This window comes from Alteromonas sp. K632G (assembly GCF_017653625.1).
GTDB lineage: Bacteria > Pseudomonadota > Gammaproteobacteria > Enterobacterales > Alteromonadaceae > Alteromonas > Alteromonas naphthalenivorans.
In genome coordinates, this window is sequence record NZ_JAGGDM010000018.1 from 95541 (window position 1) to 121273 (window position 25733).

Consider the following 25733-nt stretch of genomic DNA (forward strand, 5'->3'; position numbering starts at 1 on the left):
AGCGTTAGCTTTCTAATAATTACCTATCGACTACTTAGCTTTGCCTTGCTTAGCAACGGCATCCATCATCGCTTTAATCGCTTCTGGATCGCCCAAGTACTCTTTAGAGATAGGCTTCAAGTTTTCGTCTAGCTCGTAGACCAAAGGTACGCCAGTTGGAATATTTAGGCTTAGTACGTCTTCATCAGACATGCCATCTAAGTATTTAACCAATGCACGAAGGCTGTTGCCGTGAGCCGCGATAATAACGCGCTTGCCAGCTTGAATGTCTGGGCGAATAACATCGTGCCAGTAAGGTAGTACACGCTCGATGGTCATCTTCAAGCTTTCACCGCGAGGAAGAATCTCGGCATCAACGTTGCTGTAACGACGATCGACTCCTGGGAAGTGTTCGCTGTCAGTATCTACGGCTGGTGGTGGAATATCGAAACTACGACGCCAAACTTTAACTTGCTCTTCACCATGCTTAGCAGCCGTTTCAGCTTTGTCTAACCCTGTAAGCGCACCGTAGTGACGCTCGTTCAAACGCCAGTGACGTTCAACAGGTAGGTAATGTTGACCCATTTCTTCCAAAGAGATATTCAATGTTTTGATAGCACGAAGCAATACAGACGTGTAAGCCTGATCGAATTCAAAACCTGCGTCCTTCATTAACTGACCAGCGGTTTTAGCTTGTGCGACACCTGTGTCAGTTAAATCAACGTCGTGCCAACCAGTGAAACGATTTTCAAGGTTCCACTGACTTTCTCCATGACGAATAAGTACCAGTTTATACATAGTAAGGTTACCTGCGGCGTTAAAGTGAAAATGCCCAACGAATGCCAATGAAATGGTGCGTCAGACGGATACGAAAAAAGATGATCGCTATCATCGTTGATCGGCAACGAAAAATCCAGTTTCGAAAAGCCAAGTTTAACAGGTAAGACTAGCCAAATAGTAATGCAGACCCTTTTAGTATCAACATAAACTGCTTGGCTAACGGTGTGAAATCAACATGAACTTTTTTTCACATTGTTACCGTATACAGCTATAAGTGAGAGTAGTTAGGAGCGCTAATTCCTTCTAAGGCGAAATAGAAGTGCGAAATGGCACTGCAATTCATCTAGTAAAAGCGCTTCCTGACTTGCTCCTAGAACTATATTTATGACAGGCAAATAAGGATGGTGAGCGCGTGAAATATCAATCTTTTTCTAATATCGATGTCGATGGCAATTCCTTCAAGGCAATTAGCTTTGACAAAGTAAATGAGAACTTTGCGCTCGACCGATTACCGTATTGTATTAAAATTCTTCTTGAAAACTTACTTCGTCATGAAACTGAAGAGTTTGTTACCAGTGATGACATTGAACAAGTTGCCACGTGGAATACAGAGAATCACGTTGAGCATGAAGTATCTTTCGTTCCTGCCCGCGTGATCTTGCAAGATTTCACTGGTGTGCCAGCTATTGTTGATTTGGCCGCTATGCGAGATGCAGTGAATAAGTTAGGCGGCGATGCTCAAACTATTAATCCGCTAAATCCCGTAGAGTTAGTTATTGACCATTCAGTAATGGTTGATTTCTTTGCAGAAGAAAACGCGTTAGAGAAAAACACTGACGTTGAAATAGAGCGTAATAAAGAGCGCTACCAATTTTTAAAGTGGGGGCAATCTAGCTTCGACAACTTCAAAGTTGTGCCTCCAGGTCGAGGAATAGTCCACCAAGTTAACCTTGAATACCTTGCACGTGTTGCCTTCACGAAACAAGAGGATGATGACACCTTGGTGTATCCTGACACGTTAGTAGGTACCGATTCTCACACCACCATGATCAACGGCCTTGGCGTTCTAGGTTGGGGCGTAGGCGGTATTGAAGCTGAAGCGGCGATGTTAGGCCAACCCGTTACCATGCTTCTACCAAAAGTTGTTGGGTTTCGTTTAGACGGTGAATTGCCGACCGGCGTGACAGCAACGGATATGGTGCTGACAATTACCCAGCAACTACGAGCACATGGGGTTGTGGGTAAGTTCGTAGAATTCTATGGTCCAGGCTTGAAGCACTTAACTACAGCCGATCGTGCCACTATTGCCAATATGGCACCGGAATACGGCGCAACCTGCGGTATTTTCCCTATTGATGAAGTTGCGCTCGATTACCTGCGCTTGACTGGGCGTGACGAGTCGCAAATTAAACTTGTTGAAGCGTATGCGAAAGAAAGTTCGCTATGGCACGATGACTTTACTAAAGATGCCGAATATCACGAAACGTTAGAGTTAGACTTAAACGATGTTGTCCCCTCGATTGCAGGGCCAAAACGCCCTCAAGATAGAATTGCACTAGATAACGCTGCAAAAGCATTTAATGAATGGCATCGCTCGCAGATTGATGTGAAAGTGCTAGACGAAGAAACTGAATTTGTCGCCGAAGGCGGTGCAGTACCTGAAGTCAATGAAGAGCATGATTCGTATGTAGAATTCCGTGGTAATAAATTTAACTTAGAAGATGGTGCCATTGTTATTGCGGCCATTACGAGTTGTACCAACACATCAAACCCTTCGGTGCTTATTGGAGCAGGGTTACTAGCGAAAAAAGCGGCGGAAAAAGGCTTAACCCGTAAGCCTTGGGTAAAAACGTCTTTAGCCCCAGGCTCGCAGGTGGTAACTCAGTACCTTGAAGATGCAAACTTGATGGACCCACTAGAAGCTCTCGGTTTCAACCTTGTGGGTTACGGTTGCACTACCTGTATTGGTAACTCAGGACCCTTGCCAGATGCTATTAGCGATGCAATTAAAAAGGCCAAGCTTACTGTTACCTCTGTATTGTCAGGTAACCGGAACTTCGAGGGGCGTATTCATTCAGATGTTGCGGCCAACTATTTAGCGTCGCCACCATTAGTTGTCGCTTATGCCTTAGCGGGTAATATGAATATTGATATTACTAAAGAGCCACTAGGGTTGGGCAACAATGGCGAGCCAGTGTATTTGAAAGATATTTGGCCTAGTGAAGATGAAATTCAAAGCCATATAGCTGAACATGTCACCAGTGACATCTTTAAAGCAAAATACGCCGACGTATTTAAAGGCAGTGGTGTGTGGAATGACCTAACGGTAAGTTCAACATCGGTATACGATTGGCCTAACTCTACCTATATTAAACATCCGCCATTTTTCCAAACAATGGGCGAAGAACCCGAAGCACTTAGTGCTATCGAGAACGCGAGATGTTTGGTGAAAGTGGGCGATTCAATTACCACCGACCACATCTCTCCGGCAGGCGCGATAGCGCCAGACAGCCCTGCAGGCGAGTATTTGCAAGCAGAAGGCGTAAATACCAAAGATTTCAATTCATACGGTTCACGTCGCGGTAACCACGAAGTCATGATGCGAGGTACCTTTGCGAATGTGCGCCTAAAAAACCAGTTAGCACCCGGCACTACCGGCAGTGCTACCACGCATTATCCTAGTGGTGATGCCATGTCGATATACCATGCGGCCATGCGTTATCAAGATGAGGGTGTTGCTGCGGTTGTTGTAGGTGGGAAAGAATACGGTACAGGCTCTAGTCGAGATTGGGCTGCGAAAGGTCCATCACTAATGGGTGTAAAAGCAGTCATGGTAGAAAGCTATGAACGTATTCACCGTTCAAATCTCATTGGTATGGGTATCTTACCGTTGCAGTTTAAGCCAGGCGACAGTGCGAGTAGCTTAGGAATTAAAGGTAATGAAACTTTCTCAATTGGTGCAGTAAGCCGTGACCAAAAAGACGTGGATGTCACCGTAACGTCTGATGCAGGCGAATCACAAACATTCTCGATGGATATTCGAATCGATACATCGAACGAATTCACGTATTTCGAAAATGGCGGTATTTTGCACTATGTAATTCGTCAATACTTGAAGAAATAGGGATTGGATAAACAGCGGCGTTTAGCGTTTTAGTATACTGGCGAGTCAAAGTAAAAAGCCCGATGAAACATCGGGCTTTTTTGTAGCGTAACGGATAAATTAATAGAATCGCTTAGAGCAGATTATCTCTTTAATGTTAGAGCCAATTGCCGCACGTTTTTCGCAGCGCAAGTCTTGCGCTTTAGCACCGTACAGTGCAATGTGTTCATCTACGAAAGGCTCCATCGCAGTTCTAAAATCTTCAGGCAAAGCATCGCGAATAGAGCGAAAAGAACGATTCCACTCCGCGGTTTTTTGTTCCATAGCGACTTTTAACCACAGCCAACCCTCTTCATAATTAGGCTCGATACCCCACCCCTGAAAATACATTTGAGCTAAGTAATACTGAGATGATTTATTACCTAATTTCGCGCCTTCTAATAATTTAGTATAGGCTTCTTCATAATTTTCAGCTTTTAATGCGAACAACCCACTTTCAACAATCGAAAGATATTCAGTTTTCCACATGTGATCTTTGGTTCGTGATTGGGCGTCAGCCGCCGTTGATATTAGTGTGCCTGTGAATAACAACGCAAAAACTATTGCCTTCATATTGGTTTCCATTCCTTAAGTAATAGATGTATTAGCATTATTTAATACTGTTACAGCTAAATCTTCAAATTTAGATTGTTAGTAAATATTTCGTGGTTAGTCGCCACCCACAATTTGTACTTGTGGAATGTCGGTATCGCCCTTAATGACTTTGAAAATAGCATCTTGTACTAAGGTTCGCATACCGTCTTGGGTGGCTTGTTTTTTCATTTCTGCAACACTGGCTTCTTTGTAAACCAAAGAGCGTAGTTCAGGCGTCATTCCAAGTAGTTCATGAACCCCTGTTCTGCCTTTGTAGCCTGTGTTGCCACATTCTTCACAGCCTTTTGCCCTGTAGAGTTTGAGCGGAGTAGGCAACGCTAATTCATCTAGCATCTGCGCGCCGTACTGCCTTTCAATGAAGGCCATATCAGTATCACTTGCCACATACTCTTCCTTACACTTACCACAAAGGGTACGAATAAGACGCTGGGCTAATATACCTACACAGGCATCAGAGAAGTTCACAGGATCTAGCCCCAAATCTAACAAACGGGTAATGGTCTCTGGGGCAGAGTTGGTATGCAGGGTAGATAACACTAAGTGGCCAGTAAGCGAGGCTTCAATGCCAGCATGAGCTGTTTCTTTATCACGCATCTCACCTATAAGAATAATATCGGGGTCGGCACGCAAAAATGCCCGTAGGGCGTTAGCAAATGTGAAGCCTATTTTGGGGCTTACCTGAACCTGCTGTAAACCGGGTTGAGTAATCTCTACCGGGTCTTCTGCTGTCCATATTTTCTTTTCTGGGGTGTTGAGGTAACCCAAAATAGCATGCAAGGTCGTGGTTTTACCGGAACCTGTTGGCCCTACTACTAACAAGATGCCATGTGGTTTTTTAATCATGTCTTCTAAGCGCTTCAAATTGGTAGGCGCTAGATTCATTTTCTCAATGGGCATAGCGCCACCTGACGCTAGCAAACGCATCACCACCCCTTCACCGGCTACCGTAGGGATGGTGGCAACACGTACTTCTACCAGTTGCCCATTCATCTTAAACGCCAACTTACCGTCTTGAGGTACACGCTTTTCAGCAATGTTTAGGTTAGACATAATTTTAATACGGGCAATAACCGCATTATGGTGTGAGTTAGGCACTTTGTTCATATCTCGGCACACACCATCAACCCGCATTCTTACGCGAGTGGGGGCATTCTTCTCTGGGTCGATATGAATATCAGACGCACCAAGACGTTTTGCATCGTGCAATACGCGGCTAACCAAACGTACTACTGCAGGGGCATCGTCTGAAAGTTCATCGACAAGCTCGTCGTTTTCCTCAGTTGATAAACCAATCTCATCAAGAATCTCACTCATGTCACCAGGCGCGTTACCGCCGCCACCTTCACCTAGGTACTGAAGTATTTGATGGGGCAAGCCGACGGCAATTTCATAACTTTCAATACCCAATGCGCTTTCTGTTTCCATTAACAGCGCGGCATTGTTAGGCTCTGCCATTAAGACAATGGGGTTACCTTCCACATCAGAAATAACCGCAACATGGTTACGTTTAAGGTAAGACAGGTTTAGTTTACTTTCACCTTCATAACGATGGTACTTATCGGGTAAGTAACCAATGAAGGGAACCTGGTAATGGATAGAAAGAGAATGGCCAATTTCATGCTCGGGAACGCGATGTTCAGACATTAAACCCTGCACGATAGTGCGGGTGTCATTAGAGGTAGAGAGTAGACTTTTTAACGCAGGTTCGTTTATTAAGCCTTTATGTAATAAAGAATCAAATGGATTGTTTGTACCACCAAGTTCATAACGGAACTTAGCCCCTAGTACCAATGCTAAGTCGTTTGCGCGCGCTAAATCATTATCATCAAAACTACCGTTTTGCTTATTGATAATTTGCATTACACCCATTAACACACCGGCGTTAAGAATAGGCACACATAAAATGTTAGTAGTTTTGAAGTCGTTGTCTTTATCGAACTTATCAGCAAATCGTAAACGAGGATGAATAGCTTTAAGCTCAGCGGCGTTGTAAGGGTCGACGATGAGTAAAGGCAATTGTGAGATAGCAACATAGCCTGCAATAGACATAGGGCTAATAGGCACTTTAATCTCTAACGTTTCTTTACCCGTTTTAAACCGAGCGACTAAGTCTTGATGTTGTCGGCGACGCTGAAAGATGCTCATACGGGTAGCACCAAACATGTTAAGAATGATGGGTTCAAGCAAACTGTATGCGTCTAATAAAGACGAGTGATTATTCAGAATGCGTTTAACATGGGTGAAAATATGCTGACTGTCTTCTACTTCCATAGTGTTCTTAGCACAGCAACAAAGCTGCTATATCCAAATTTGATTAAACTTTGTGACATACGTTTTACCACCTTATAGGTATAGCGCATTAACGGCAATACAACTTATATTAAGGTAGTACAAGAATAACGTAACTTTACATTACCTTTCAAAAAGAAGCAGCTGTACTTAAGTCATAGATTTACAATTAATGTGTACAAAAAGCGATCTAGCGGTTGCAATGTATCCTGCCTTCTGTATAATTCGCGCCCACTGCCCAAATAGGGCAATGTTTCTAACCGCGACCTCACTGCTTTTAGGGTGGTTGCCAGCGTAGCAAGCGAAATCGATAAGATAAGACTGCTACAGGCGTGTTAGGAAAAAGAACAGGGTTCCAATTGGGAACCATCGGTTTACGCACATCTTTTCTTTCCAGAATAAAATGGAAGAGAAAAGGTGAATTTTTTTGTTCTTTCGATTGGAGCTTAATCGATGCCAAATCAAAGAATTCGTATTCGTTTGAAAGCGTTTGATCACAAGTTGATCGATCAGTCTACGGCTGAAATCGTTGAAACGGCGAAACGTACTGGTGCTCAGGTCAGCGGTCCTATTCCTCTGCCTACTCGCAAAGAACGCTATACAGTATTGACATCTCCTCACGTAAATAAAGATGCACGTGATCAATATGAGATTCGTACTCACAAGCGTTTAGTAGACATCATTGAGCCAACTGATAAAACAGTTGACGCATTGATGCGTTTGGACTTGGCTGCCGGTGTTGATGTTCAAATCAGCCTGGGCTAACAAGAGAGGGTAATAACAATGGCGATTGGTCTAGTCGGTCGTAAAGTGGGTATGACTCGCATCTTCACTGAAGATGGTACGTCTATCCCTGTGACTGTTATTGAAGCGACCCCAAACCGTGTTACTCAGTTACGTACTGAAGAACTTGACGGTTATCGCGCTCTTCAGGTTACTACTGGAAGCAAGAAAACGAACCGCGTTAACAAAGCTGAAGCAGGTCATTTTGCTAAAGCTGGTGTTGAAGCAGGTCGTGCTCTAGTAGAATTCCGCCTGGAAGATAACGAAGGTGGCGATATTGAAGTAGGCAGTGAAATCACTGTTGAAATCTTTAACGACACTAAAAAGATTGATGTCACTGGTACATCAAAAGGTAAAGGTTTTGCTGGCGCGATCAAACGTTGGAACTTTAGTTCACAACGTATGACTCACGGTAACTCTTTGTCTCACCGTGCACCTGGTTCGATTGGCCAAAACCAATCACCTGGTAAAGTTTTCAAAGGTAAGAAAATGGCTGGTCAGCTTGGTAACAAGCAAGTGACTACCCAATCTTTGGAAGTGGTACGTGTAGACGTAGAAAACAGCCTAATCCTTGTTAAAGGTGCCGTACCTGGCGCAACTGGCGGCGATGTAATCGTTAAGCCAGCTGTTAAAGCGTAACGTCTGGGGAGTGAACTGATGGAATTAACATTGAAAGATGCGCAAAGCGCTCTTGAAGTATCCGAAGCGACCTTTGGACGTGAATTCAACGAAGCCTTGGTACACCAAGTCGTTGTAGCTTACGGTGCAGGTGCTCGTCAGGGTACAAAGGCGCAGAAGACTCGCGCTGAAGTACGTGGTGGTGGTAAGAAGCCATGGCGTCAAAAAGGCACAGGCCGTGCTCGTGCTGGTACTATCCGCAGCCCAATTTGGGTTGGTGGTGGTCGTGCATTCGCAGCCAAGCCTCGTGACTTTGATCAAAAAGTTAACAAGAAAATGTATCGTGGTGCTTTAAAAAGCATCTTGTCTGAACTAATCCGTCAAGACCGTTTGGTTGTGGTAGAGAAGTTTGGTGTGGAAGCACCTAAGACAAAAGAACTTATTGCTAAGCTTAACGACTATGAACTAAATGATGTTCTTATCGTTACTGCTGATGTTGATGAGAACTTGTTCCTAGCGGCACGCAACTTGTACAAAGTTGACGTACGTGATGTTGCAGGCATCGACCCAGTAAGTTTGATTGCATTTGAAAAAGTGCTAATTACAGCTGATGCGGTTAAACAACTTGAGGAGGCGTTAGCATGAAAGAAGAACGTCTACTGAAGGTGCTTTTAGCACCGCATGTTTCAGAAAAGTCTACTATGGCTGCTGAAGCAAGCAACACGGTTGTATTTAAAGTAGCGAAAGATTCGAACAAAGCTGAAATCAAAGCTGCAGTTGAAAAACTGTTTGAAGTTGAGGTTGAAGGTGTTCGTACTGTAAACGTTAAGGGTAAAACCAAGCGTCACGGTCAGTCTTTCGGTAAACGCAGTGACTGGAAAAAGGCCTACGTGGTTCTTAAAGAAGGTCAGGACATCGACTTTGTCGGTGGCGCTGAGTAAGAAGGGGATTAGAAATGCCATTATTGAAAGCTAAGCCAACTTCTGCCGGTCGTCGTCACGTTGTTCAGGTTACTAACCCTGACCTTCACAAAGGCGCGCCTTACGCACCTTTGCTTGAAAAGAACAGCAAATCTGGCGGTCGTAACAACCATGGTCGTATTACAACTCGTCATATTGGTGGTGGTCATAAACAACACTACCGTTTGATTGACTTTAAACGCAACAAAGACGGCATTCCAGCCGCTGTTGAGCGTTTAGAATACGATCCTAACCGTTCTGCTAACATTGCACTAGTATTGTATGCAGATGGTGAGCGTCGTTACATTCTGGCTCCAAAGGGTATGAAAGCGGGTGATGCAATCCAGTCTGGTTCGGATGCTCCGATCAAGTCTGGTAACACATTGCCAATGCGTAATATCCCAGTAGGTTCTGTTGTACACGCAATTGAAATGAAGCCTGGTAAAGGTGCACAAATTGCACGTTCTGCCGGTGCTTATGCTCAGATCCTAGCACGTGACGGAAACTACGTTACCTTGCGTCTACGTTCTGGCGAAATGCGTAAAGTACTATCTGATTGCCGCGCCACCATTGGTGAAGTAGGCAATGCAGAGCACATGCTGCGTTCACTGGGTAAAGCCGGTGCAACCCGCTGGCGTGGTGTTCGTCCTACAGTTCGTGGTGTTGCCATGAACCCAGTAGACCACCCACACGGTGGTGGTGAAGGACGCACGTCGGGTGGTCGTCATCCAGTATCTCCTTGGGGTGTTCCTACTAAAGGTAAGAAAACCCGAAGTAACAAGCGTACCGATAAACTTATCGTACGTCGTCGTAATAAGTAACAGCGAGGATTCACCATGCCACGTTCTCTCAAGAAGGGTCCATTTATTGACCTTCACTTGCTGAAGAAGGTAGAGGCTGCAGTGGAAAAGAACGAACGTAAACCAATTAAGACTTGGTCTCGTCGTTCTATGATCATCCCAGATATGATTGGGTTGACCATTGCGGTCCATAACGGTCGCCAGCACGTTCCAGTCATCATCAGCGATGAAATGGTCGGCCACAAGTTGGGCGAATTTGCGCCAACGCGTACTTACCGCGGCCATGTCGCGGATAAGAAAAGCAAACGATAAGGGGTAGGATAAATGGAAGCATTAGCTAAACACCGTTTTGCCCGCTCGTCTGCTCAAAAAGCACGCTTGGTAGCGGATCAAATTCGCGGTATGCACGTTGAGAAAGCTCTTGAGCTACTTACGTACAGCCCGAAGAAAAGCGCAGCGCTGGTTAAAAAAGTTTTGGAATCTGCGATTGCAAATGCAGAACACAATGAAGGCGCTGACATCGACGAATTAGTCGTTGCCAAAGTTTTCGTTGACGAAGGTCCAACTATGAAACGTATCAAGCCACGTGCCAAAGGCCGTGCAGATCGTATCTTTAAGCGTAGCAGTCACATCACTGTGGTTGTAGCGGATAACTAGGAGTAGATAATGGGACAGAAGGTACATCCTACAGGTATACGCCTGGGTATCAGTAAACCATGGACTTCTACCTGGTACGCTAATACTGGTGACTATGCGGATAACCTGTATAACGATCATCAGGTACGTAAGTATCTGACTAAACAGCTTAAAAGCGCTTCACTTTCTAAAATCGTGATCGAGCGTCCTGCTAAGAGCATCCGTGTGACTATTCACACTGCTCGTCCAGGCGTTGTAATCGGTAAAAAAGGTGAAGATGTAGAGAAGCTTCGCGCCTATGTTTCTAAGCTAGCCGGTGTGCCAGCTCAGATTAACATTGCAGAAGTTCGCAAGCCTGAGCTTGACGGACAACTGGTTGCCGACAGTATCTCTAGCCAGCTAGAACGTCGTGTAATGTTCCGTCGTGCTATGAAGCGCGCGGTACAAAACGCAATGCGTCTTGGTGCTAAGGGTATTAAAGTTGAAGTAAGCGGCCGTTTGGGCGGAGCAGAAATTGCTCGTTCTGAATGGTACCGTGAAGGTCGCGTACCTCTGCACACTTTCCGTGCAGATATCGATTACGCAACTTCAGAAGCTGCAACTACCTACGGTATTATTGGTGTGAAGGTATGGATCTTCAAAGGTGAAGTTCTGGGCGGTTTGCCTACAACTCAAGAGCAAGCTCCGCCTGCTCAACCTAAGAAGAAAGGCCGCAACTCTAAGCGTGAGGGCTAAATCATGTTACAACCAAAGCGTACGAAATTTCGTAAAATGCATAAAGGTCGTAACCGTGGTCTTGCCATTGCGGGGAGCAAGGTAAGCTTCGGTACTTATGGCCTGAAAGCAGTTGGCCGTGGTCGTATGACCGCTCGCCAAATCGAAGCAGCGCGTCGTGCTATGACTCGTCACGTTAAGCGTCAAGGTAAAATTTGGATTCGAGTTTTCCCTGACAAGCCAATTACTGAGAAGCCTCTTGAAGTGCGTCAAGGTAAAGGTAAAGGTAACGTTGAGTACTGGGTATGCCAAATTCAACCAGGACGTGTTCTTTATGAGATGGAAGGTGTTCCTGAATCTCTAGCACGCGAAGCGTTTGAATTGGCAGCGGCTAAACTGCCATTTAAGACAACCTTTGTAACTCGGACGGTGATGTAATGAAAGCGACTGAACTGAAAGAAAAAAGCGTAGAAGAGCTGAACGCAGAGTTGATTAACCTGCTACGCGAACAGTTCAACTTGCGCATGCAGCACTCAACTGGTCAACTTGAAAAGACTGATCAATTGAGAACTGTACGTCGTAACATCGCGCGTGTTAAAACCATTCTGACTCAAAAGGCTGATGCGTAATGACTGAACAAAAAGTTCGTACAGTGCAAGGTCGTGTGGTTAGCAACAAGATGGATAAAACCATTACTGTTGTTGTTGAGCGTTTTGTAAAACACCCTATCTACGGGAAGTTCATCAAACGTTCTACTAAACTTCACGCCCACGATGAAGAAAACGTATGTAACCAAGGCGACGTAGTCACTATTAGTGAATGTCGTCCATTGTCTAAAAGCAAAAATTGGACATTGGTTAGCGTTGTAGAAAAAGCTGGCGTTTAATCGCTAACTTTTCTTACGATTGAAAAAGCCGCTCTTGAGCGGCTTTTTTATTGTCTAAAATTTAACAATGCAAAATTAAGATGGCTGTGTGACGGTCAAATACAACTCGCTATAACTAGCCGCCATTTCCTTGGTACTGAAATGCCCTTTTACATGTTGATACAACTGATTGCCTAAGGTCTCTCGGGTTTGCTTATCATTTACCAGTGTAATCAGCGCATCGGCTATTTCATCTATATTCCCTGGCGTCACCATTAATCCTGTTTCATTATGCTCAATAATTTCGGGAATACCGCCTACCGGTGTCGATACCACCGCACGCTTACAGGCTCCCGCTTGAAGAAGAATAACGCCTAAACCCTCTGCATAAGCGGGGTGAACCACAATATCAACACTGGGAAGAATTTTACTGACTTCATCGGTAAAGCCACACAGGTGAACGTGTTCGGTAAGTAAATGCCGGTCGATAAGTGCTTCGTAGCTTTCTTTAAGATTTCCTTTGCCAAAAAGTAAACAACTCACTTTAGGGTTATTTTGAACCACTTTTTCCATGGCTAAAATAATATCAGCTTGGCCTTTACGAGATATAAGCTGAGCAAAGTTAGCAATAACGGTATGATCTGAAGGAATGGAGAAGGTTTCACTTAGCCACGCTTTGTCACCAGGCTTCGAAAACTCTTTAAAATCTACGGACGAGTGAATAACCGGTTGGTGTTTCACTGCTTCACAGTGATGACTTACCACATTAAACACACCCTCAGAAATGCTCGCTACAGCCGCAAACTGACTGTATTTATAAGTGGCAAACAGTGATTCTGGGTTATCTACTCGTCGTGTGCATATAGCGGGAATACCCGTGATCTTCGCTACCATGGCGCCGAAAACATCTGCCCCACGACGACTATGTACATGAATGACATCGGCATTAATTTTACGGGCGATGTTAACCATGCGTTTCACGGCAAATAAGTCTGTTTCTCCGCGATAAGCAATAGTATGCGTTTGGCAGCCTGAAAGGGACAGCGACGCAATTTTACTATCTTCTGGGCATATTAGGTGGTTTTCGTAATCAAACTGGCGGTTCAGTGAATCTAACAAGTAAACAACTTGTTTAGCGCCGCCATACAAGTTTCTACCCAACTCTATATGCAAAATCTTTAAGCTCACAGGTATTCCTTCACAGTGGTAAAAACTTCTTCTGGGCGAATTAACGCCATACAGTCAAATGTACCATTGCACGTTGGTTTACGCTTACATGGCGCACAGACTAGCTTTTTATATAATACATGAGTGTTAGCATTATCAGTATATGTATACGGACAGGTAGACCCAAAAAGCGCAACTGTAGGGCGAAGAAAAGTAACCGCCATGTGTGTTAGGCCAGTATCAACGCCAATAAAAGCTTTAGACTGCTTCACCGCCACGGCTGATTCAGCTACCGATACATGCCCCGCTAATGAATAAACATCACCTTCATTGAAGGTCAGTGCCTCTGCATCACAGCTATCTGATGGGCCGCCTAGAATAACGATGGAGATATCACTGTGCTGACGGATAAGCGTGATAAGTTGCCTCCAATGATTAATTGGCCAGTGCTTTTGCGGGCGAGTAGTAAAAGGGGCAAGTACGATATAATCGCCATTTACCGACAGGGCACCTAGCGTGCCCTGAAGCTTTTGTGTTGCAGCTTCCCCCATTTCAATATGTAGTTCGTAAGAATGCGCTCCCATATGCTTTGCTAAATATCGATACTCGCTACTGATTTGGTTTGATATTGGTTTATCTATTGTGTCGGTTAAGAAACGTTGGCTTTGCTCTTTACTATTAAAACCAATTCGGACACCTGCACCACTGAGATAGGCTAAAAAGGCACTTTTAAGTAAGCCTTGGGCATCAATGGCGTGGGTAAAACCTTTATCGTGGAGTTGTCGCCTAAATGCCAACACCGATTTGAGCAAAGACCAATAGGCGCGCTTCTTACCAAACGCTTTCCATTCGCTTTTCGGCCACACGATAATGTCGTCAACGAAAGGGTGGTGTTGTACTAGTCCTGCATACGGTTTTTCAACTAACCAGGTAACTCGAGCATTAGGAAGAGCCGCTTTAATGCTGGACGGAAGCCCTGAGGCCATTACAATGTCACCAATAGCGCTAAGCCTGATTAAAAGTACGTTCGGCTGGGTTGCAGTAGAGCACATAAAACTTACATGTAGACGAGTTATAATGGGTGAGTAAAACACATAATAACGTCAGTTTGATGACGACCTAGCATAGCGCTACGCATTTCATTTATTGTGTAGTGAGCCAGTCAGGCTACCAAAGAATAACAATAGGAATTACTAATGATAAGAGGCGGTAAAGAAGCCGAATACAGACCTACATTACTAGAAGATGTGTGTCGCTGGCTTTACTCCTGTGTATTATTTTGCATTATCCCTTTCGCATTTATCCAGCTAATGCGCCGCGGTGCGACAAGAAATAAAGAATATAACCAACGCCGGTTCGAGCGATTCGGTTTTGTTGCTAAGCCCCAAAAAACTAACGGTTACCTGTTTCACTGTGTTTCGGTTGGTGAAGTGGTGGCGGCATCTTGCTTAATAAAGCGCATCATTCAGGCTGAGCCAGATACCCAGATTACGGTGACCACGACTACGCCCACAGGCTCGGCAAGGGTGCGGGATATTTTTGGTAATACGGTACACCATTTTTACTTGCCCTATGACTTACATACGGCAATGGCTGCCATGATAAAGCGCATTAAACCTAAAGCGGTGCTTATTACCGAAGTCGAATTATGGCCTAACTTTATCCATGCTTGCTGGAAGCGCCACATACCGATAATGGTGATTAATGCGCGTATGACAGATAGGTCAGCTAAGCGCTACATGAAAATAGGTAAACTGTTTAAACCCATGCTAAACAAACTTTCTCATATATGTACTCAAGGTCAGCGTGATTACAATAATTACCTTGCACTAGGTATGCCTGAAGCACGTATGACCCAAACTAATAATATTAAGTTTGACCAAGCTGCGACTACATCGCATCTAAGTATAGGGTTCATGGGCCTTTCACCAACAGACGGCCCAATATTAGTTGCTGGCAGTACCCACGATCTTGAAGAGCAAGCCATGATTGATGCCATGAAGATACTTGGCTCGTCAACCGCAGGTAATAATCTTCGCTTGCTATTAGTACCTCGTCACCCAGAGCGGTTTGATACCGTTGCTAAGCTGTTAGAGCAAAACGAACTTGCATACGTTCGAACAAGTAATATTGATGCTATATCGCCAGAGACGAAAGTTATTTTGCTTGATGAAATGGGCAAATTGAACAGTGCTTATAGCGTTGCTAGTTTTGCATTTGTAGGGGGATCGATTGCAAATCGCGGTGGGCATAACGCGTTAGAGCCAGCCGCCTTTTCTATTCCCATCATGATGGGGCCGCATACCTATAACAACCCAGTAATTTGTGAGTATTTGGAAGAGCGTGGGGCGCTTACAAAAATAGCGAACGCACAAGAAATTGCTCAGCAATGTGAAGCTTGGATTAATGCCCCGATGAAACGTGAGGAAGCTGGAAAAGCCGGCCGGAAAGTTTTAGAGGAAAACAGTGGTGCATTGGATAAAACGCTAGCGGTTATAAAACGTAATGTAGGTTAACCTTACTTATAAATATCAATTGGTTAATTTTAGCTCACCAAAGTTGTGCGCACATTGCACCAAGGTTTTTCTTTGCCCCCCTTTGGAAGCCTGCCATTTCATTAAGAAATGCGTAAGCTATTGAAAATATTTCGAAAATGCAAAGTGGTCTACTCTTTGCTTTTATAACGCCGACAGCGTAGTTACGGTAAAATATAAACAATTATGCTTCTCATGAAGAAGCACTGGATTACGCGTTCTCCAGGGAGATGGCACCCTGCTTAGGCAGGGTGCCATCTTAACCCACAAGCATCTTCTTACACTGCTTCACCTTCAGGTAAAATCAAACTTATTACTCGCCACCCAGCCTTTGGATGAATGCTGTTCCCATTCACGAACGTGAAGCTTTTTCCTTCAACATCTATGGCTATTAATGGTGTGGCTCTATCACCATATTTTTCATTATATTGCGCGAAGGTAAACTCATCAGAAAGCCGTGTTGTTTTAATACTGGCGTTACGAGCAATCGCTGATGCCAAATACCCATAAGTCACCCCTTCATCAAATAAGGTAAGACGTTTGGCGTATTGTTCACTGACTTGGTGACTTGGACGGGTAGATTGTTCGTTACTTGTCAGTGCCCACACTTTGTCTTTGCCCATGGTATTTTCAAAATGATACGCGATGGGAGGATTGAGCTGTTTGTAAGGTGACATAATCAACACCGTACCAAAACTGGCAATATCAAGATGACGAGCTGCGTGATCTGACATGGGGTTACCAAAATACACAGGAATATCCATCATTCGGGCTTCACGAATGGCATCCCAGTTGGTATCTGCAACGGTAACGCTCAACTCTTGCTTAATCATTTCATCAGCAAGCATACGGTTAAACTTACTGCCACCGAATACTAGGTAAGCGGTAGGGGCAGGGGCTCGAACTTTCAGCAATTGTGCGACACTTCGAGAAGTAAGGCTTTGTACAACGACGGTAGCAATAATCACAAGAAAGACCATAGGCACGATAATGCCAGCACCCTCGTAGCCAATTTCTTCAAGCTTTAAAGAAAACAATGCAGATACGGCTGCGGCCACAATACCGCGAGGTGCAATCCAGCTCAGCAAGGCCAACTCATTAAGTTTAAGACCAGTACCAATAGAAGACGTTGCTACCGATAACGGACGAGCGATGAACATGATTGCGCCAAGGACAATAAGTGCTCCCCAGCCCACATCCGCAATAGATTGAAGGCTAAGACGGGTAGCAAGTAATATGAATAAGCCTGAGATGAGCAGCACACTTAAGGTTTCTTTGAACTCTAAAATGTCTTCTACTTCCACGTTCTTCATGTTGGCTAATACCATGCCGGTAATGGTAACGGCCAATAGTCCAGATTCATGTGCAACATAGTTTGACGCTGCAAACACGCCGAGAATAATGGTTAAAACCGCGGTGTTTAATAAGTAATGCGGGATCCAATCTTTGCGGATAGAAAGCCCTAGCAAATAACCTGAACTAAAACCAAGCAGGAAACCAATTCCGATGGTTTTTCCAAAGGTGATAAAAGTGTGGGAAATAGCATTGCCTTGAGAGGCGACGATAAACTCAAAGACGAGTACGGCCAGCAGGGCACCAATGGGGTCGATGACAATGCCTTCCCACCGTAGGATACTTGCCAAATTAGATTTAGGCCGCACAGTACGCAGCATGGGCACTATCACGGTGGGGCCGGTTACCGTCACGATAGCGCCGAATAAAAAAGAGAGTTGCCACGACAAGTCTAGGCTGTAATGAGCCGCCACAGCGGCAATAACCCAGGTAACTAACACACCCACACTACATAGGTTGCGAACCATATTGCCATGACCAGCAATATCACCAAACTTAAGGGTAAGGGAACCTTCGAACAGAATAATAGCAACGGAAAGCGATACAACTGGGAACAAAAGGTCGCCAAAAAGCGCGTCTGCGTCAAGCACGCCAAATACAGGGCCAACCACAATACCTACAATTAAAAGCGGTAAGATGGCAGGTAAACGAACTTTGTACGCGAGATATTGGCAGCTAATCGACAATAAGCCAACGGCAACCAAAGACATGAGTGGATCTGACAATGCGTGTTCCCTTATTTATATAATTGTGAGTATGTAGCCATACTCATCTTGTTATGCGGTTCCATCATATAGCAACTTATCTACAAGCCGACAGAGACTTTCGTATAAGCGCCATGTAATTAAAACAGAGTTTAGCCTATAAGGGATCAATTCGCTTATATTCAACGTTGTCGTGGAAGGGGAAGCATAGTATTTTAAGACTTCATTAATTACGCGCCAAAGAGCGCCTTATCAACGGACTATCTACGTTGCTTAATCACTCATTTTTACCTGTAGCAGTTGCTACGTTTTTTTCGCTCTCGTTACTTACTGGTTGTGCTGCTTCATACCCTGAAGCTCAGACTAAAATATCTGTGGGTAAGTTAACGGTGCTTCCTGACGTATTAGAAGAGACGTCGGGGCTGTTTTGTAATGCCTCAACGCTCGTTAGTTTGAACGACTCTGGAAACAAACCGGAATTGTTTCATCTATCTTATGAAGGCAAGGTGATTAAAACCGATAGAATGGCGTTAGACAATATCGATTGGGAAGCGGTTACAGCAAGTTCAACGCATTGGTATGTTGCGGATGTTGGCAACAACAAGGGCCGTCGTGAGAGTCTTACTATATATAAGGTCAATAAAAATGACCTTAACGATATAGTCACAATGACAGTAGCCTATGAAGGCAACAATCCAAGTAGCAACATGCCTTATGCCCATGACTTTGATTCAGAGGCCATGACGTATGCCAACGGAAAGTTAATACTGTTCTCGAAAAGCTGGCGTACCGGTGTGGCTAAAGTGTATGAAGTTAATGAATCTACAGAGCCCCAGACACTAACCGCGTTTGCGCATATCGAAGGTTTACCGGGTGTTATTACTGGCGCAGATTACGATGCCGCTCGTAATCTATACGTCATTGTGGGCTATAAATCTGACCCCTTTGGGAACTTTGATACTTTCATGGCCCAGGTTGATAATCAGTTTGTTCCTATTAATATCTGGCCGTTACCTGCTTATAAACAAGTAGAGGGTGTATGTGTTGATGACAACGGCAATTACTGGTTTTCAGAAGAAGCTGCTGGGCATCGCAAGGCATCGCTTACCGAAGTTAAAATCATTCAAAAATAAATTAGTCTATATTTTAATCACTTGACGGGAGTTAGCATAATGGCTAATTCCCACGTTTTACACTTCGTGGTTATATAAGGTTCTACTCTGCTTTTGCATATTAGGTAACCGGTTTAATGCGTAGATTCTCTCAGCTTATAGTGATGCTTACAGCGCTTCAAAGTGCATGGGTATCGATATCTGTCTCTGCCTCAGCGATAGAAGATGCTGAACAGTGGTTGAGTGAATATGTAAGTTTGGATGATACTTTTTCCATCGCGTTATCTAAAAACAAAATTAGATTTAAAGGCTGTAAGCAGAAGCAATATCAGTTAGTGGTCAATCAGCAATTCACTAAACGCTTCAATGTGGAAGCCATTGTTCACTATAACAAAGGCTTACTCGATTATGGGGTACTCGCTCAGCGGGTTAAAAGCCATGAATTTGAGGTGGTGAGTTGGTGGGATAAAGGAAGTTACCGGGTTGGGTTAAGCCACAAAATTCGTCCTGAACATGAAATTTCCATTCCCGTTGCCGAAGTGATTCAACTCCCTACTAGTACGACGGCTAGTGTGTATTTTGAAGTTCCTCTAATGGAAGAAAGACACACGCTCACGGTTGCGGCTTCTAGAGAGTCATGGAAGTCGGACAGCGCAACAATCCAGTTGCCGTGGAGCAAAGCCCACGACAACCAAGTTAAACTGCAATACGCTATTGCGTTCTAGCCAAGCAGTATTGAAATAAAACTAATCTCATAACTTAAACTGACTAACCTCTTGAGCCAGTTCGTTTGCTAGTTCGTCTAGCTTCTCGCTAACGCCTACTAACACATGTGTGGCATTAAGGGTTTCATCACTCGATGAACTTATCTCATTAATACTCCGGCTAATATCTTCAACGACGGTCGCTTGTTGCTCTGTAGCGGTGGCCACTTGGGTATTCACATCATTAATCAGCACGATTTCCTCGGCAATTTTCTGCAAAAGTTTATCGATATCATCGGTAGCGCCAACCACGTCTTTGGTTTGAGCTTTGCTATCTTGCATTTGAGAAACTGCCGTTTTGGAGTCGAGTTGGAACTTATCAATCTTGATCTGTATCTCATCGGTGGCGGCAGCTGCACGCTGAGCCAGTGTGCGAACTTCATCGGCCACAACCGAGAAGCCTCTGCCATGATCGCCAGCCCGAGCGGCTTCTATCGCTGCATTCAACGCAAGTAAATTAGTTTGCTCTGAAATGCTGCGAATTGTATCAAGTATGCCGCCGATAGCCGCAGTGTGCTCATCAAGAGACTGGATAACCTCAGACACACTTTCTACTTGGGAAGAAAGGTTCGATATTGCGTGCACCGCTTTTTGAGTAAATAGGCGGCCTTCTTGCGAGCTTTCAGTCGCACGATTCGCATTTTGCGCAGCATAAGTAGCAGACTGTGCGACTTCAGTGACCGTGCTGCCCATTTCAGTTAACGCTGTTGCGGCCTGCATGGTTTGGTCTCGCTGACTACGAGTAGAACGTTCATTTTGCTGAGATTGGCTGGCCACTTCTTGAGCTGAGGCTTTAAGGGCTTGGCTAGTTTTAGCTACCGATGCAATAGTACTGTGAAGATGATCGATAAAACTATTGAAGCCTTCAACCAGTCGAGCGGTTTCTTTTTGTTCTGGTACGTCAATTCTTGAACGTAAATCGCCTTGTCCTTTATCAAGTTGCTGGAAAATATCAGCTAGAGATTCGATAGGTTTGGTGAGAGACGATGCCAGCCAAATTCCAAGCAGCGCAAACAGGCCCGCGATGGCAATAGACCATAAAATGATCTGACGACTGCCTGCATTTAATGAGGCATAAAGCTCTTGCTCGGGTACTTGCGCCACCACGTACCAACCGGATTTTTCTACATACGTACTAGCAAAAAGGACGTCATCGGCGTTTACTTCACTGGTTGCCATCGCAAAATCACGTTGTTGCAGTAAAGTCCGCGAAGCATTTGTGCCACTAATGGCGCTTAGTTTGGATTTTCCTAAAAGGCTAGTATCAGGGTGGGCAATAATAGTGCCCTCGCCATCAACTAAATACACGAAGCCGGTTTGAGCAATTTTTACCGCGTTAATAATATCTAATAGCTCGTCAACAGACTTCGCAACTCCAGACATGCCTCGGCCTGCGGTTTGTTGGAAGTTAGCGAACAATCTATAGCCTTGGCCAGGTTCGTTATACAAGCTAAGTGAAATTGGCGTACCACTATCACGGTAAGCAAAGAACCATCCATCGAATTCATCGTTTTTCAGCACTCGTAAAAAACCGTCTTGATTCCAATACTTAGTGGTTTTTCTATCGACGAAAGAGGCTACGGTTAAGTCGTTGAAATTCACGATATCGTTCAGATAAGCGATAAGTCGCTTTTCACCTGAACTATCAGCGCCAGCGGCTGACCAAGCTAAAATGTCAGGATTGGATGCAATACCATGGGCAACAGAAAGCATCACACTGGCTTCTCTATCGACCTGATTGCCAATTTGCTTCAACAGTGAAGGAAGTTGAAGCTGTTCCATGTTTTCTTTTACTAAATCTCGGGCTATCCATTGGCTAATTGAGCCTACCAAGATTGAGGCTGCCAACACGGCGACCATTAGTGAAATAATTAATTTTTGTTTAATACTCAAAGTCATAACTTCCGACCATATTTTGACTGCTGAAAAACGACGCTGCACTGCAGGCACAGTCACGTCTTGGGCGTTGGGTTATTACTGTTAGCGTCTACTTTACTGCTTAGTTGCAGGTTATTAATCACGTGATGAAACACGAGGAGAGGTAGTTCGCACTAGCTTTATTTTTATTATGTTTTTGTATCGGCAGAAAAACGCGAAGTATTATACTATCGACGTATAAAACCGATAAATTGATTTTGAAGTTAAATTGACCGAAAGGTCAAGAAAAAGCCGCGAAATGAGGTGAATTTCTCAACTTCGCGGCTTGTTTAGGTAGGTTTAACGATTAATTTTCGCTTTTGTCTTTGCTTTTATCTTCGGGGATTGGAAAACCTCTGTCGCGCATTAATGCGTCAACTTTGGCATCGCGGCCACGGAATTTACGATAAGCTTCAGCTGGATCCATCGCATTACGAACCGAAAAGAGGTACTTCACTAAGCGATTGCCCACTTCTTCGTCGTAAAATCCACCCGGTGCTTCCATAAAGGCTTCTGATGCATCAGCGGTCAGCACTTCTGCCCACATATAACCATAATACGCGGCGGCATAACCTTCACCCGAGAACACGTGACCAAAGTGAGGTGTGCGGTGACGCATAACAATCTCTTCGGGCATACCGAGTTTTGTAAGCTCTTCACGTTCAAAGGTATCGGGCTCAATAGTCGCTGGATCAGTGGTATGGTACTTCAAATCCATGATAGCAGAAGCCATATATTCAGTGGTTTTGAAGCCTTCATTAAAGGTTGATGCCTTCTTAATCTTAGCAACAAGTTCAGCAGGAATAGGTTCACCCGTTTCATAGTGTACTAAGAATTGATTAATAACTTCGTCGGTGGTTAACCAGCGCTCTAATAGTTGCGACTGGAACTCAGTGTAATCACGTACGCCTGAGTGTGAAGAAGGGTATTTCACATCAGCAGATAAGAAATGCAGTGCATGACCAAATTCGTGGAAATAGGTTTCTGCATCATCAAATGAAATGAGAGTGGGTTCGCCTTCAGCCCCTTTTACGAAGTTAGAGTTGTTAGAAGACAACACCGTCTTTTTGCCGTCGAAGGTTGTTGACGAGCGATAGGTTGTGGCCCATGCACCAGAGCGTTTACCTTTGCGAGAAAACGGATCTAAGTACCATAAACCAATGTGTTCACCGGAATCTTTATCGGTCACTTCCCATACTTTAACGTCTTCGTGGAATACAGGCACTTTACCTTCTTCCACTGGGGTAAAGTTGAAATTAAACAAACGACCAGCAACGTAGAACATAGCATCGCGCAGTTTATCTAGCTGCAGGTATTGCTTCACTTCGTTTGAGTCTAGGTCGTACTTGGCTTGGCGAACTTTCTCGGCATAAAAACGATAGTCCCACGGGGCAATAGTGATATCAGCGCCTTCAGCGTCAGCAATGGCTTGCATATCGGCCACTTCTTGTTCAACACGTGCAATGGCAGCGGGCCAAACCTTCATCATAAGATCCATGGCGTTTTCAGGGTTCTTTGCCATACGGTCTTCTAAGCGCCACTGGGCATAGTTTTCATACCCGAGTAATTCAACGCGCTCATCACGTAAGGTTAAAATGCGCTTAATGGTTTCGTTATTGTCGAACTCATCAGCGTTATCGCCACGGCTGTAATAGGTGTTCCATACTTTTTCGCGTAATTCACGGTTAGTAGAGTAGGTTAGGAACGGATCCATTGAAGAACGGGTGTTTGTTATTGCATATTTATCCGGCTCACCACGGCTCTGGGCGGCAGATTTAGCGCCTTTTACGAAAGATTCAGGCAAGCCACCTAATTGGTCTTCAGTAATATAGGTTACGTAGTTCTCTTCATCCGCCAGTACGTTATTTGAGAACGACGTATAGAGGGTTGCTAACTCTTCGTTAATGGCTGCATAGCGCTTTTTCGCTTCGCTGTCCAACGTCGCGCCATTGCGGGCGAAGTCGTTATAAGTCATCCAAGTAATGCGCTGTTCTTCTTCGGTTAATGTCGATAGTTCTTCTGATTCATAAACCGCTTTAACACGCTCGAATAACTTTTCGTTTTGTGTGATTTTGGTAGAAAATGCGGATAACTTGGGCGACATTTCTACTTGGATAGCACGAAATTCAGGGCTAGATTTATTCGCACTCCAAATGCCGTAGTAGCGAAATACGCGGCTAAGCTCGCTACCTGAACGTTCCATAGCCACAATTACGTTTTCAAACGTAGGTGGCTCGGGGTTATTCGCAATTTCATCAATCTCTTTAAGATTTAGCTCCATTGCTTTTTCAAGGGCCGGTTTCAAATCTTCCAGTTTCATTTTATCGAAAGCCGGAACGCCGCCGTAGGGGCCTTTGAATTCTTGAAGGAGTACGTTGTCGAACTGTTGTTTTTCCTGCATTGCGGGGGCTTCAGTAGTATCTACTGACGTTGTCTGAGGCGCTTTTTGCTCAGAACAAGCACCGAGTGCAAGCACTACCGCCATCGCGGTAAGCGACGTTTTAAATTTTCCCATTATTATTTCCTGTCTTATTATGATTTCTTTTATTGTTTCTTGTCATTAGCTCAACCCGCTCTAGTAGAGCAGATCAATATCACCGATTGAAGCGTTAATTAAAATCTCACACATTCAATACTATGCCATTGTAAAACTAACTTAAATGTCTCTTAACGTATTAAGCCGCTAGGCCAACGAGAATGCGAGTAATAGCGCTTAAATGGCACTCATCGAAAAGCCTAAAAAAACCATTGAAAGTTTTAAGTTAATCACTACACTTCGCGCCATTAATTAACGGTTACTTTTTGCCTCATTTGTTATCTATAAAGGAGCATTGGCGTGTTTGAATTATTGCTTCATACAATCCCTGTATTGTTTGCTATTGGTTCGTTTTGGTCCAATACAGAGCGTAAGCTTTTATTATTGAATTTAGGGTTGTGTGTAGCACTTGCCAGTTTACTTGCCTTCGAGCAAGCATGGGGTGGGGCGGTTGTTATTACGGTGGCAGGCTTAAGCACAACATATCGTATTGTTACTCAGAAACTTTTACCCGCGTACGCCACTTATATTATTCTGACGCTGATGACCGTGCTAGTGGCGAGTATTAACACCCTTACGGGTAAGACTGGGCTACTAGAACTTATGCCAGTACTGACTTTCATGGTATATCGCTTTGGTGAGTTACACTGTAAAGAAGCAGGGCTGCGTACTTGTATGATAATTGGCTCAGTAAACTTTACGGTATACGGCGTGGCTACTCAAACATGGGGTCTGGCGATTACCGAAGCCTTATTCGCTATTTCAAATGCGTGGTATTACGTTAAGTTACGCAAGCAACTTGCTGCATTGTCGGTATAAAGCAAAACAATCGGCCAAGTTGGGCTACAAAAGAGGGTGAGCGCTAAAGGCTGAAATTGAGCTCTGTACGCAGGTTACAGCGCACAAAGTAAACGTGTTCATGCCTGTCAGAATTAAAAAAGCCAGACGAGTCACTCTCGTCTGGCTTTTTTATCTTGCTGCGATATTTATAAAGCAGTGTCTTACGCAAACACCACGGTTTTATTGCGATGAATAATTACGCGATCTTCTAAATGGTAACGCACGCCATGTGCAAGAGCAGTTACTTCACAGTCTTTTCCTTTTCTAACCATATCAACCGCGCTATCACTGTGGCTAATGCGCTTAACGCTTTGCTCAATAATTGGGCCTTCGTCTAGGTCTTTGGTGACGTAATGGCAGGTTGCCCCAATTAACTTAACGCCGCGATCGTATGCCTGTTGATAGGGTTTAGCCCCTGCAAAGCTCGGTAAGAAGCTATGATGAATGTTAATTGCTTTACCTTGAAGTTGTTGGCATAGCGTATCTGGCAAAATCTGCATGAAGCGGGCAAGTACTGTCAGGTCAATTTTATACTCTTCCAATAAGGTTTGTTAACACCAAGCGACTTTGTCGTATCTTAATTACCAAGCGATTCTGTCGTAAGCGCTAATTACCAAGGGAAACTG

At 44.4% G+C, this 25733-nt stretch carries 24 protein-coding genes and 1 pseudogene; 16 read left to right on the forward strand and 9 right to left on the reverse strand.

Annotated elements, in window-relative coordinates; all coding sequences use genetic code 11:
- Positions 1 to 30 precede the first annotated feature (30 nt).
- Complete coding sequence (gene gpmA, locus J5X92_RS16715; protein WP_013785739.1) at positions 31 to 777, reverse strand: 2,3-diphosphoglycerate-dependent phosphoglycerate mutase; 747 nt, start codon at positions 775 to 777, stop codon at positions 31 to 33.
- Between the two features lie 394 nt (positions 778 to 1171).
- Here gpmA and acnA point away from each other — a divergent pair, with 394 nt between their 5' ends.
- A complete protein-coding gene (gene acnA / locus J5X92_RS16720; RefSeq protein WP_013785738.1) occupies positions 1172 to 3883 on the forward strand; it encodes an aconitate hydratase AcnA in 2712 nt (903 codons plus the stop codon).
- A 99-nt stretch (positions 3884 to 3982) separates the two neighbouring features.
- Here acnA and J5X92_RS16725 read toward each other — a convergent pair whose 3' ends face one another.
- Together J5X92_RS16725 and J5X92_RS16730 are read right to left on the reverse strand one after the other, a co-directional pair.
- Positions 3983 to 4474 carry a sel1 repeat family protein gene (locus J5X92_RS16725; RefSeq protein WP_013785737.1) on the reverse strand — a complete coding sequence of 164 codons (492 nt, stop codon included), beginning with the start codon at positions 4472 to 4474 and terminating at the stop codon, positions 3983 to 3985.
- A 96-nt stretch (positions 4475 to 4570) separates the two neighbouring features.
- Positions 4571 to 6787, reverse strand: coding sequence for an ATPase, T2SS/T4P/T4SS family (locus J5X92_RS16730; RefSeq protein ID WP_208806153.1), 2217 nt, complete (start codon positions 6785 to 6787; stop codon positions 4571 to 4573).
- 471 nt (positions 6788 to 7258) lie between these two features.
- Here J5X92_RS16730 and rpsJ point away from each other — a divergent pair, with 471 nt between their 5' ends.
- From rpsJ to rpsQ, 11 genes are read left to right on the forward strand one after another with little or no spacing between them, the layout of a single operon-like run.
- Positions 7259 to 7570 (forward strand): 30S ribosomal protein S10, encoded by a 312-nt coding sequence (gene rpsJ / locus J5X92_RS16735; RefSeq protein ID WP_006012796.1) that lies wholly within the window; start codon positions 7259 to 7261, stop codon positions 7568 to 7570.
- Between the two features lie 18 nt (positions 7571 to 7588).
- Positions 7589 to 8227 carry a 50S ribosomal protein L3 gene (gene rplC / locus J5X92_RS16740; protein ID WP_013785735.1) on the forward strand — a complete coding sequence of 213 codons (639 nt, stop codon included), beginning with the start codon at positions 7589 to 7591 and terminating at the stop codon, positions 8225 to 8227.
- A gap of 18 nt (positions 8228 to 8245) precedes the next feature.
- The gene (gene rplD / locus J5X92_RS16745) at positions 8246 to 8851 is read left to right on the forward strand and encodes a 50S ribosomal protein L4 (protein ID WP_126872982.1); all 606 of its coding nucleotides are present in this window, start codon (positions 8246 to 8248) and stop codon (positions 8849 to 8851) included.
- The gene (rplW, locus tag J5X92_RS16750; protein WP_013785733.1) at positions 8848 to 9147 is read left to right on the forward strand and encodes a 50S ribosomal protein L23; all 300 of its coding nucleotides are present in this window, start codon (positions 8848 to 8850) and stop codon (positions 9145 to 9147) included. The genes rplD and rplW overlap by 4 nt, the downstream gene beginning before the upstream one ends.
- Before the next feature lie 14 nt (positions 9148 to 9161).
- Positions 9162 to 9986, forward strand: coding sequence for a 50S ribosomal protein L2 (gene rplB / locus J5X92_RS16755; protein ID WP_013785732.1), 825 nt, complete (start codon positions 9162 to 9164; stop codon positions 9984 to 9986).
- A gap of 15 nt (positions 9987 to 10001) precedes the next feature.
- A complete protein-coding gene (rpsS, locus tag J5X92_RS16760) occupies positions 10002 to 10277 on the forward strand; it encodes a 30S ribosomal protein S19 (RefSeq protein ID WP_013785731.1) in 276 nt (91 codons plus the stop codon).
- Positions 10278 to 10289: 12 nt separating this feature from the next.
- Entirely contained in the window at positions 10290 to 10622 is a 333-nt protein-coding gene (rplV, locus tag J5X92_RS16765; RefSeq protein WP_013785730.1) for a 50S ribosomal protein L22, read from the forward strand.
- A gap of 9 nt (positions 10623 to 10631) precedes the next feature.
- Complete coding sequence (rpsC, locus tag J5X92_RS16770; RefSeq protein WP_013785729.1) at positions 10632 to 11336, forward strand: 30S ribosomal protein S3; 705 nt, start codon at positions 10632 to 10634, stop codon at positions 11334 to 11336.
- A 3-nt stretch (positions 11337 to 11339) separates the two neighbouring features.
- Entirely contained in the window at positions 11340 to 11753 is a 414-nt protein-coding gene (gene rplP, locus J5X92_RS16775; RefSeq protein WP_013785728.1) for a 50S ribosomal protein L16, read from the forward strand.
- Positions 11753 to 11944 carry a 50S ribosomal protein L29 gene (rpmC, locus tag J5X92_RS16780; protein WP_013785727.1) on the forward strand — a complete coding sequence of 64 codons (192 nt, stop codon included), beginning with the start codon at positions 11753 to 11755 and terminating at the stop codon, positions 11942 to 11944. Before rplP ends, rpmC begins: the two co-directional genes overlap by 1 nt.
- On the forward strand, positions 11944 to 12201 hold the full coding sequence (rpsQ, locus tag J5X92_RS16785) for a 30S ribosomal protein S17 (RefSeq protein ID WP_013785726.1): 258 nt from the start codon (positions 11944 to 11946) through the stop codon (positions 12199 to 12201). The genes rpmC and rpsQ overlap by 1 nt, the downstream gene beginning before the upstream one ends.
- A 75-nt stretch (positions 12202 to 12276) precedes the next feature.
- On the opposite strand, the gene J5X92_RS16790 is transcribed toward rpsQ, so the two are convergent.
- Both J5X92_RS16790 and J5X92_RS16795 read right to left on the reverse strand, forming a co-directional pair.
- The gene (locus J5X92_RS16790) at positions 12277 to 13368 is read right to left on the reverse strand and encodes a glycosyltransferase family 4 protein (protein ID WP_208806154.1); all 1092 of its coding nucleotides are present in this window, start codon (positions 13366 to 13368) and stop codon (positions 12277 to 12279) included.
- Entirely contained in the window at positions 13365 to 14399 is a 1035-nt protein-coding gene (locus J5X92_RS16795; RefSeq protein ID WP_208806155.1) for a glycosyltransferase family 9 protein, read from the reverse strand. The genes J5X92_RS16790 and J5X92_RS16795 overlap by 4 nt, the downstream gene beginning before the upstream one ends.
- 144 nt (positions 14400 to 14543) lie before the next feature.
- Here J5X92_RS16795 and J5X92_RS16800 point away from each other — a divergent pair, with 144 nt between their 5' ends.
- Complete coding sequence (locus J5X92_RS16800) at positions 14544 to 15863, forward strand: 3-deoxy-D-manno-octulosonic acid transferase (RefSeq protein WP_208806156.1); 1320 nt, start codon at positions 14544 to 14546, stop codon at positions 15861 to 15863.
- Positions 15864 to 16159: 296 nt separating this feature from the next.
- On the opposite strand, the gene J5X92_RS16805 is transcribed toward J5X92_RS16800, so the two are convergent.
- Positions 16160 to 17959 (reverse strand): sodium:proton antiporter, encoded by a 1800-nt coding sequence (locus J5X92_RS16805; protein WP_126872978.1) that lies wholly within the window; start codon positions 17957 to 17959, stop codon positions 16160 to 16162.
- A 248-nt stretch (positions 17960 to 18207) separates the two neighbouring features.
- Here J5X92_RS16805 and J5X92_RS16810 point away from each other — a divergent pair, with 248 nt between their 5' ends.
- Together J5X92_RS16810 and J5X92_RS16815 are read left to right on the forward strand one after the other, a co-directional pair.
- Positions 18208 to 19071: a hypothetical protein gene (locus J5X92_RS16810; protein ID WP_126872977.1), complete on the forward strand. Its 864-nt coding sequence runs from the start codon at positions 18208 to 18210 to the stop codon at positions 19069 to 19071.
- 116 nt (positions 19072 to 19187) lie between these two features.
- Entirely contained in the window at positions 19188 to 19775 is a 588-nt protein-coding gene (locus tag J5X92_RS16815) for a hypothetical protein (RefSeq protein WP_013785720.1), read from the forward strand.
- A gap of 27 nt (positions 19776 to 19802) precedes the next feature.
- Here J5X92_RS16815 and J5X92_RS16820 read toward each other — a convergent pair whose 3' ends face one another.
- Both J5X92_RS16820 and J5X92_RS16825 read right to left on the reverse strand, forming a co-directional pair.
- Positions 19803 to 21713 carry a methyl-accepting chemotaxis protein gene (locus J5X92_RS16820; protein ID WP_126872976.1) on the reverse strand — a complete coding sequence of 637 codons (1911 nt, stop codon included), beginning with the start codon at positions 21711 to 21713 and terminating at the stop codon, positions 19803 to 19805.
- 325 nt (positions 21714 to 22038) lie between these two features.
- Positions 22039 to 24246 (reverse strand): M3 family metallopeptidase, encoded by a 2208-nt coding sequence (locus J5X92_RS16825; RefSeq protein WP_126872975.1) that lies wholly within the window; start codon positions 24244 to 24246, stop codon positions 22039 to 22041.
- 321 nt (positions 24247 to 24567) lie between these two features.
- Between J5X92_RS16825 and J5X92_RS16830 the strand changes: the two genes are divergently transcribed.
- Positions 24568 to 25086 carry a YgjV family protein gene (locus J5X92_RS16830; RefSeq protein WP_126872974.1) on the forward strand — a complete coding sequence of 173 codons (519 nt, stop codon included), beginning with the start codon at positions 24568 to 24570 and terminating at the stop codon, positions 25084 to 25086.
- A gap of 182 nt (positions 25087 to 25268) precedes the next feature.
- Here the strand turns inward: J5X92_RS16830 and J5X92_RS16835 are convergent.
- Positions 25269 to 25655: pseudogene (locus tag J5X92_RS16835) on the reverse strand (formyltetrahydrofolate deformylase); the annotation flags it as partial.
- Between the last annotated feature and the right edge of the window lie 78 nt (positions 25656 to 25733).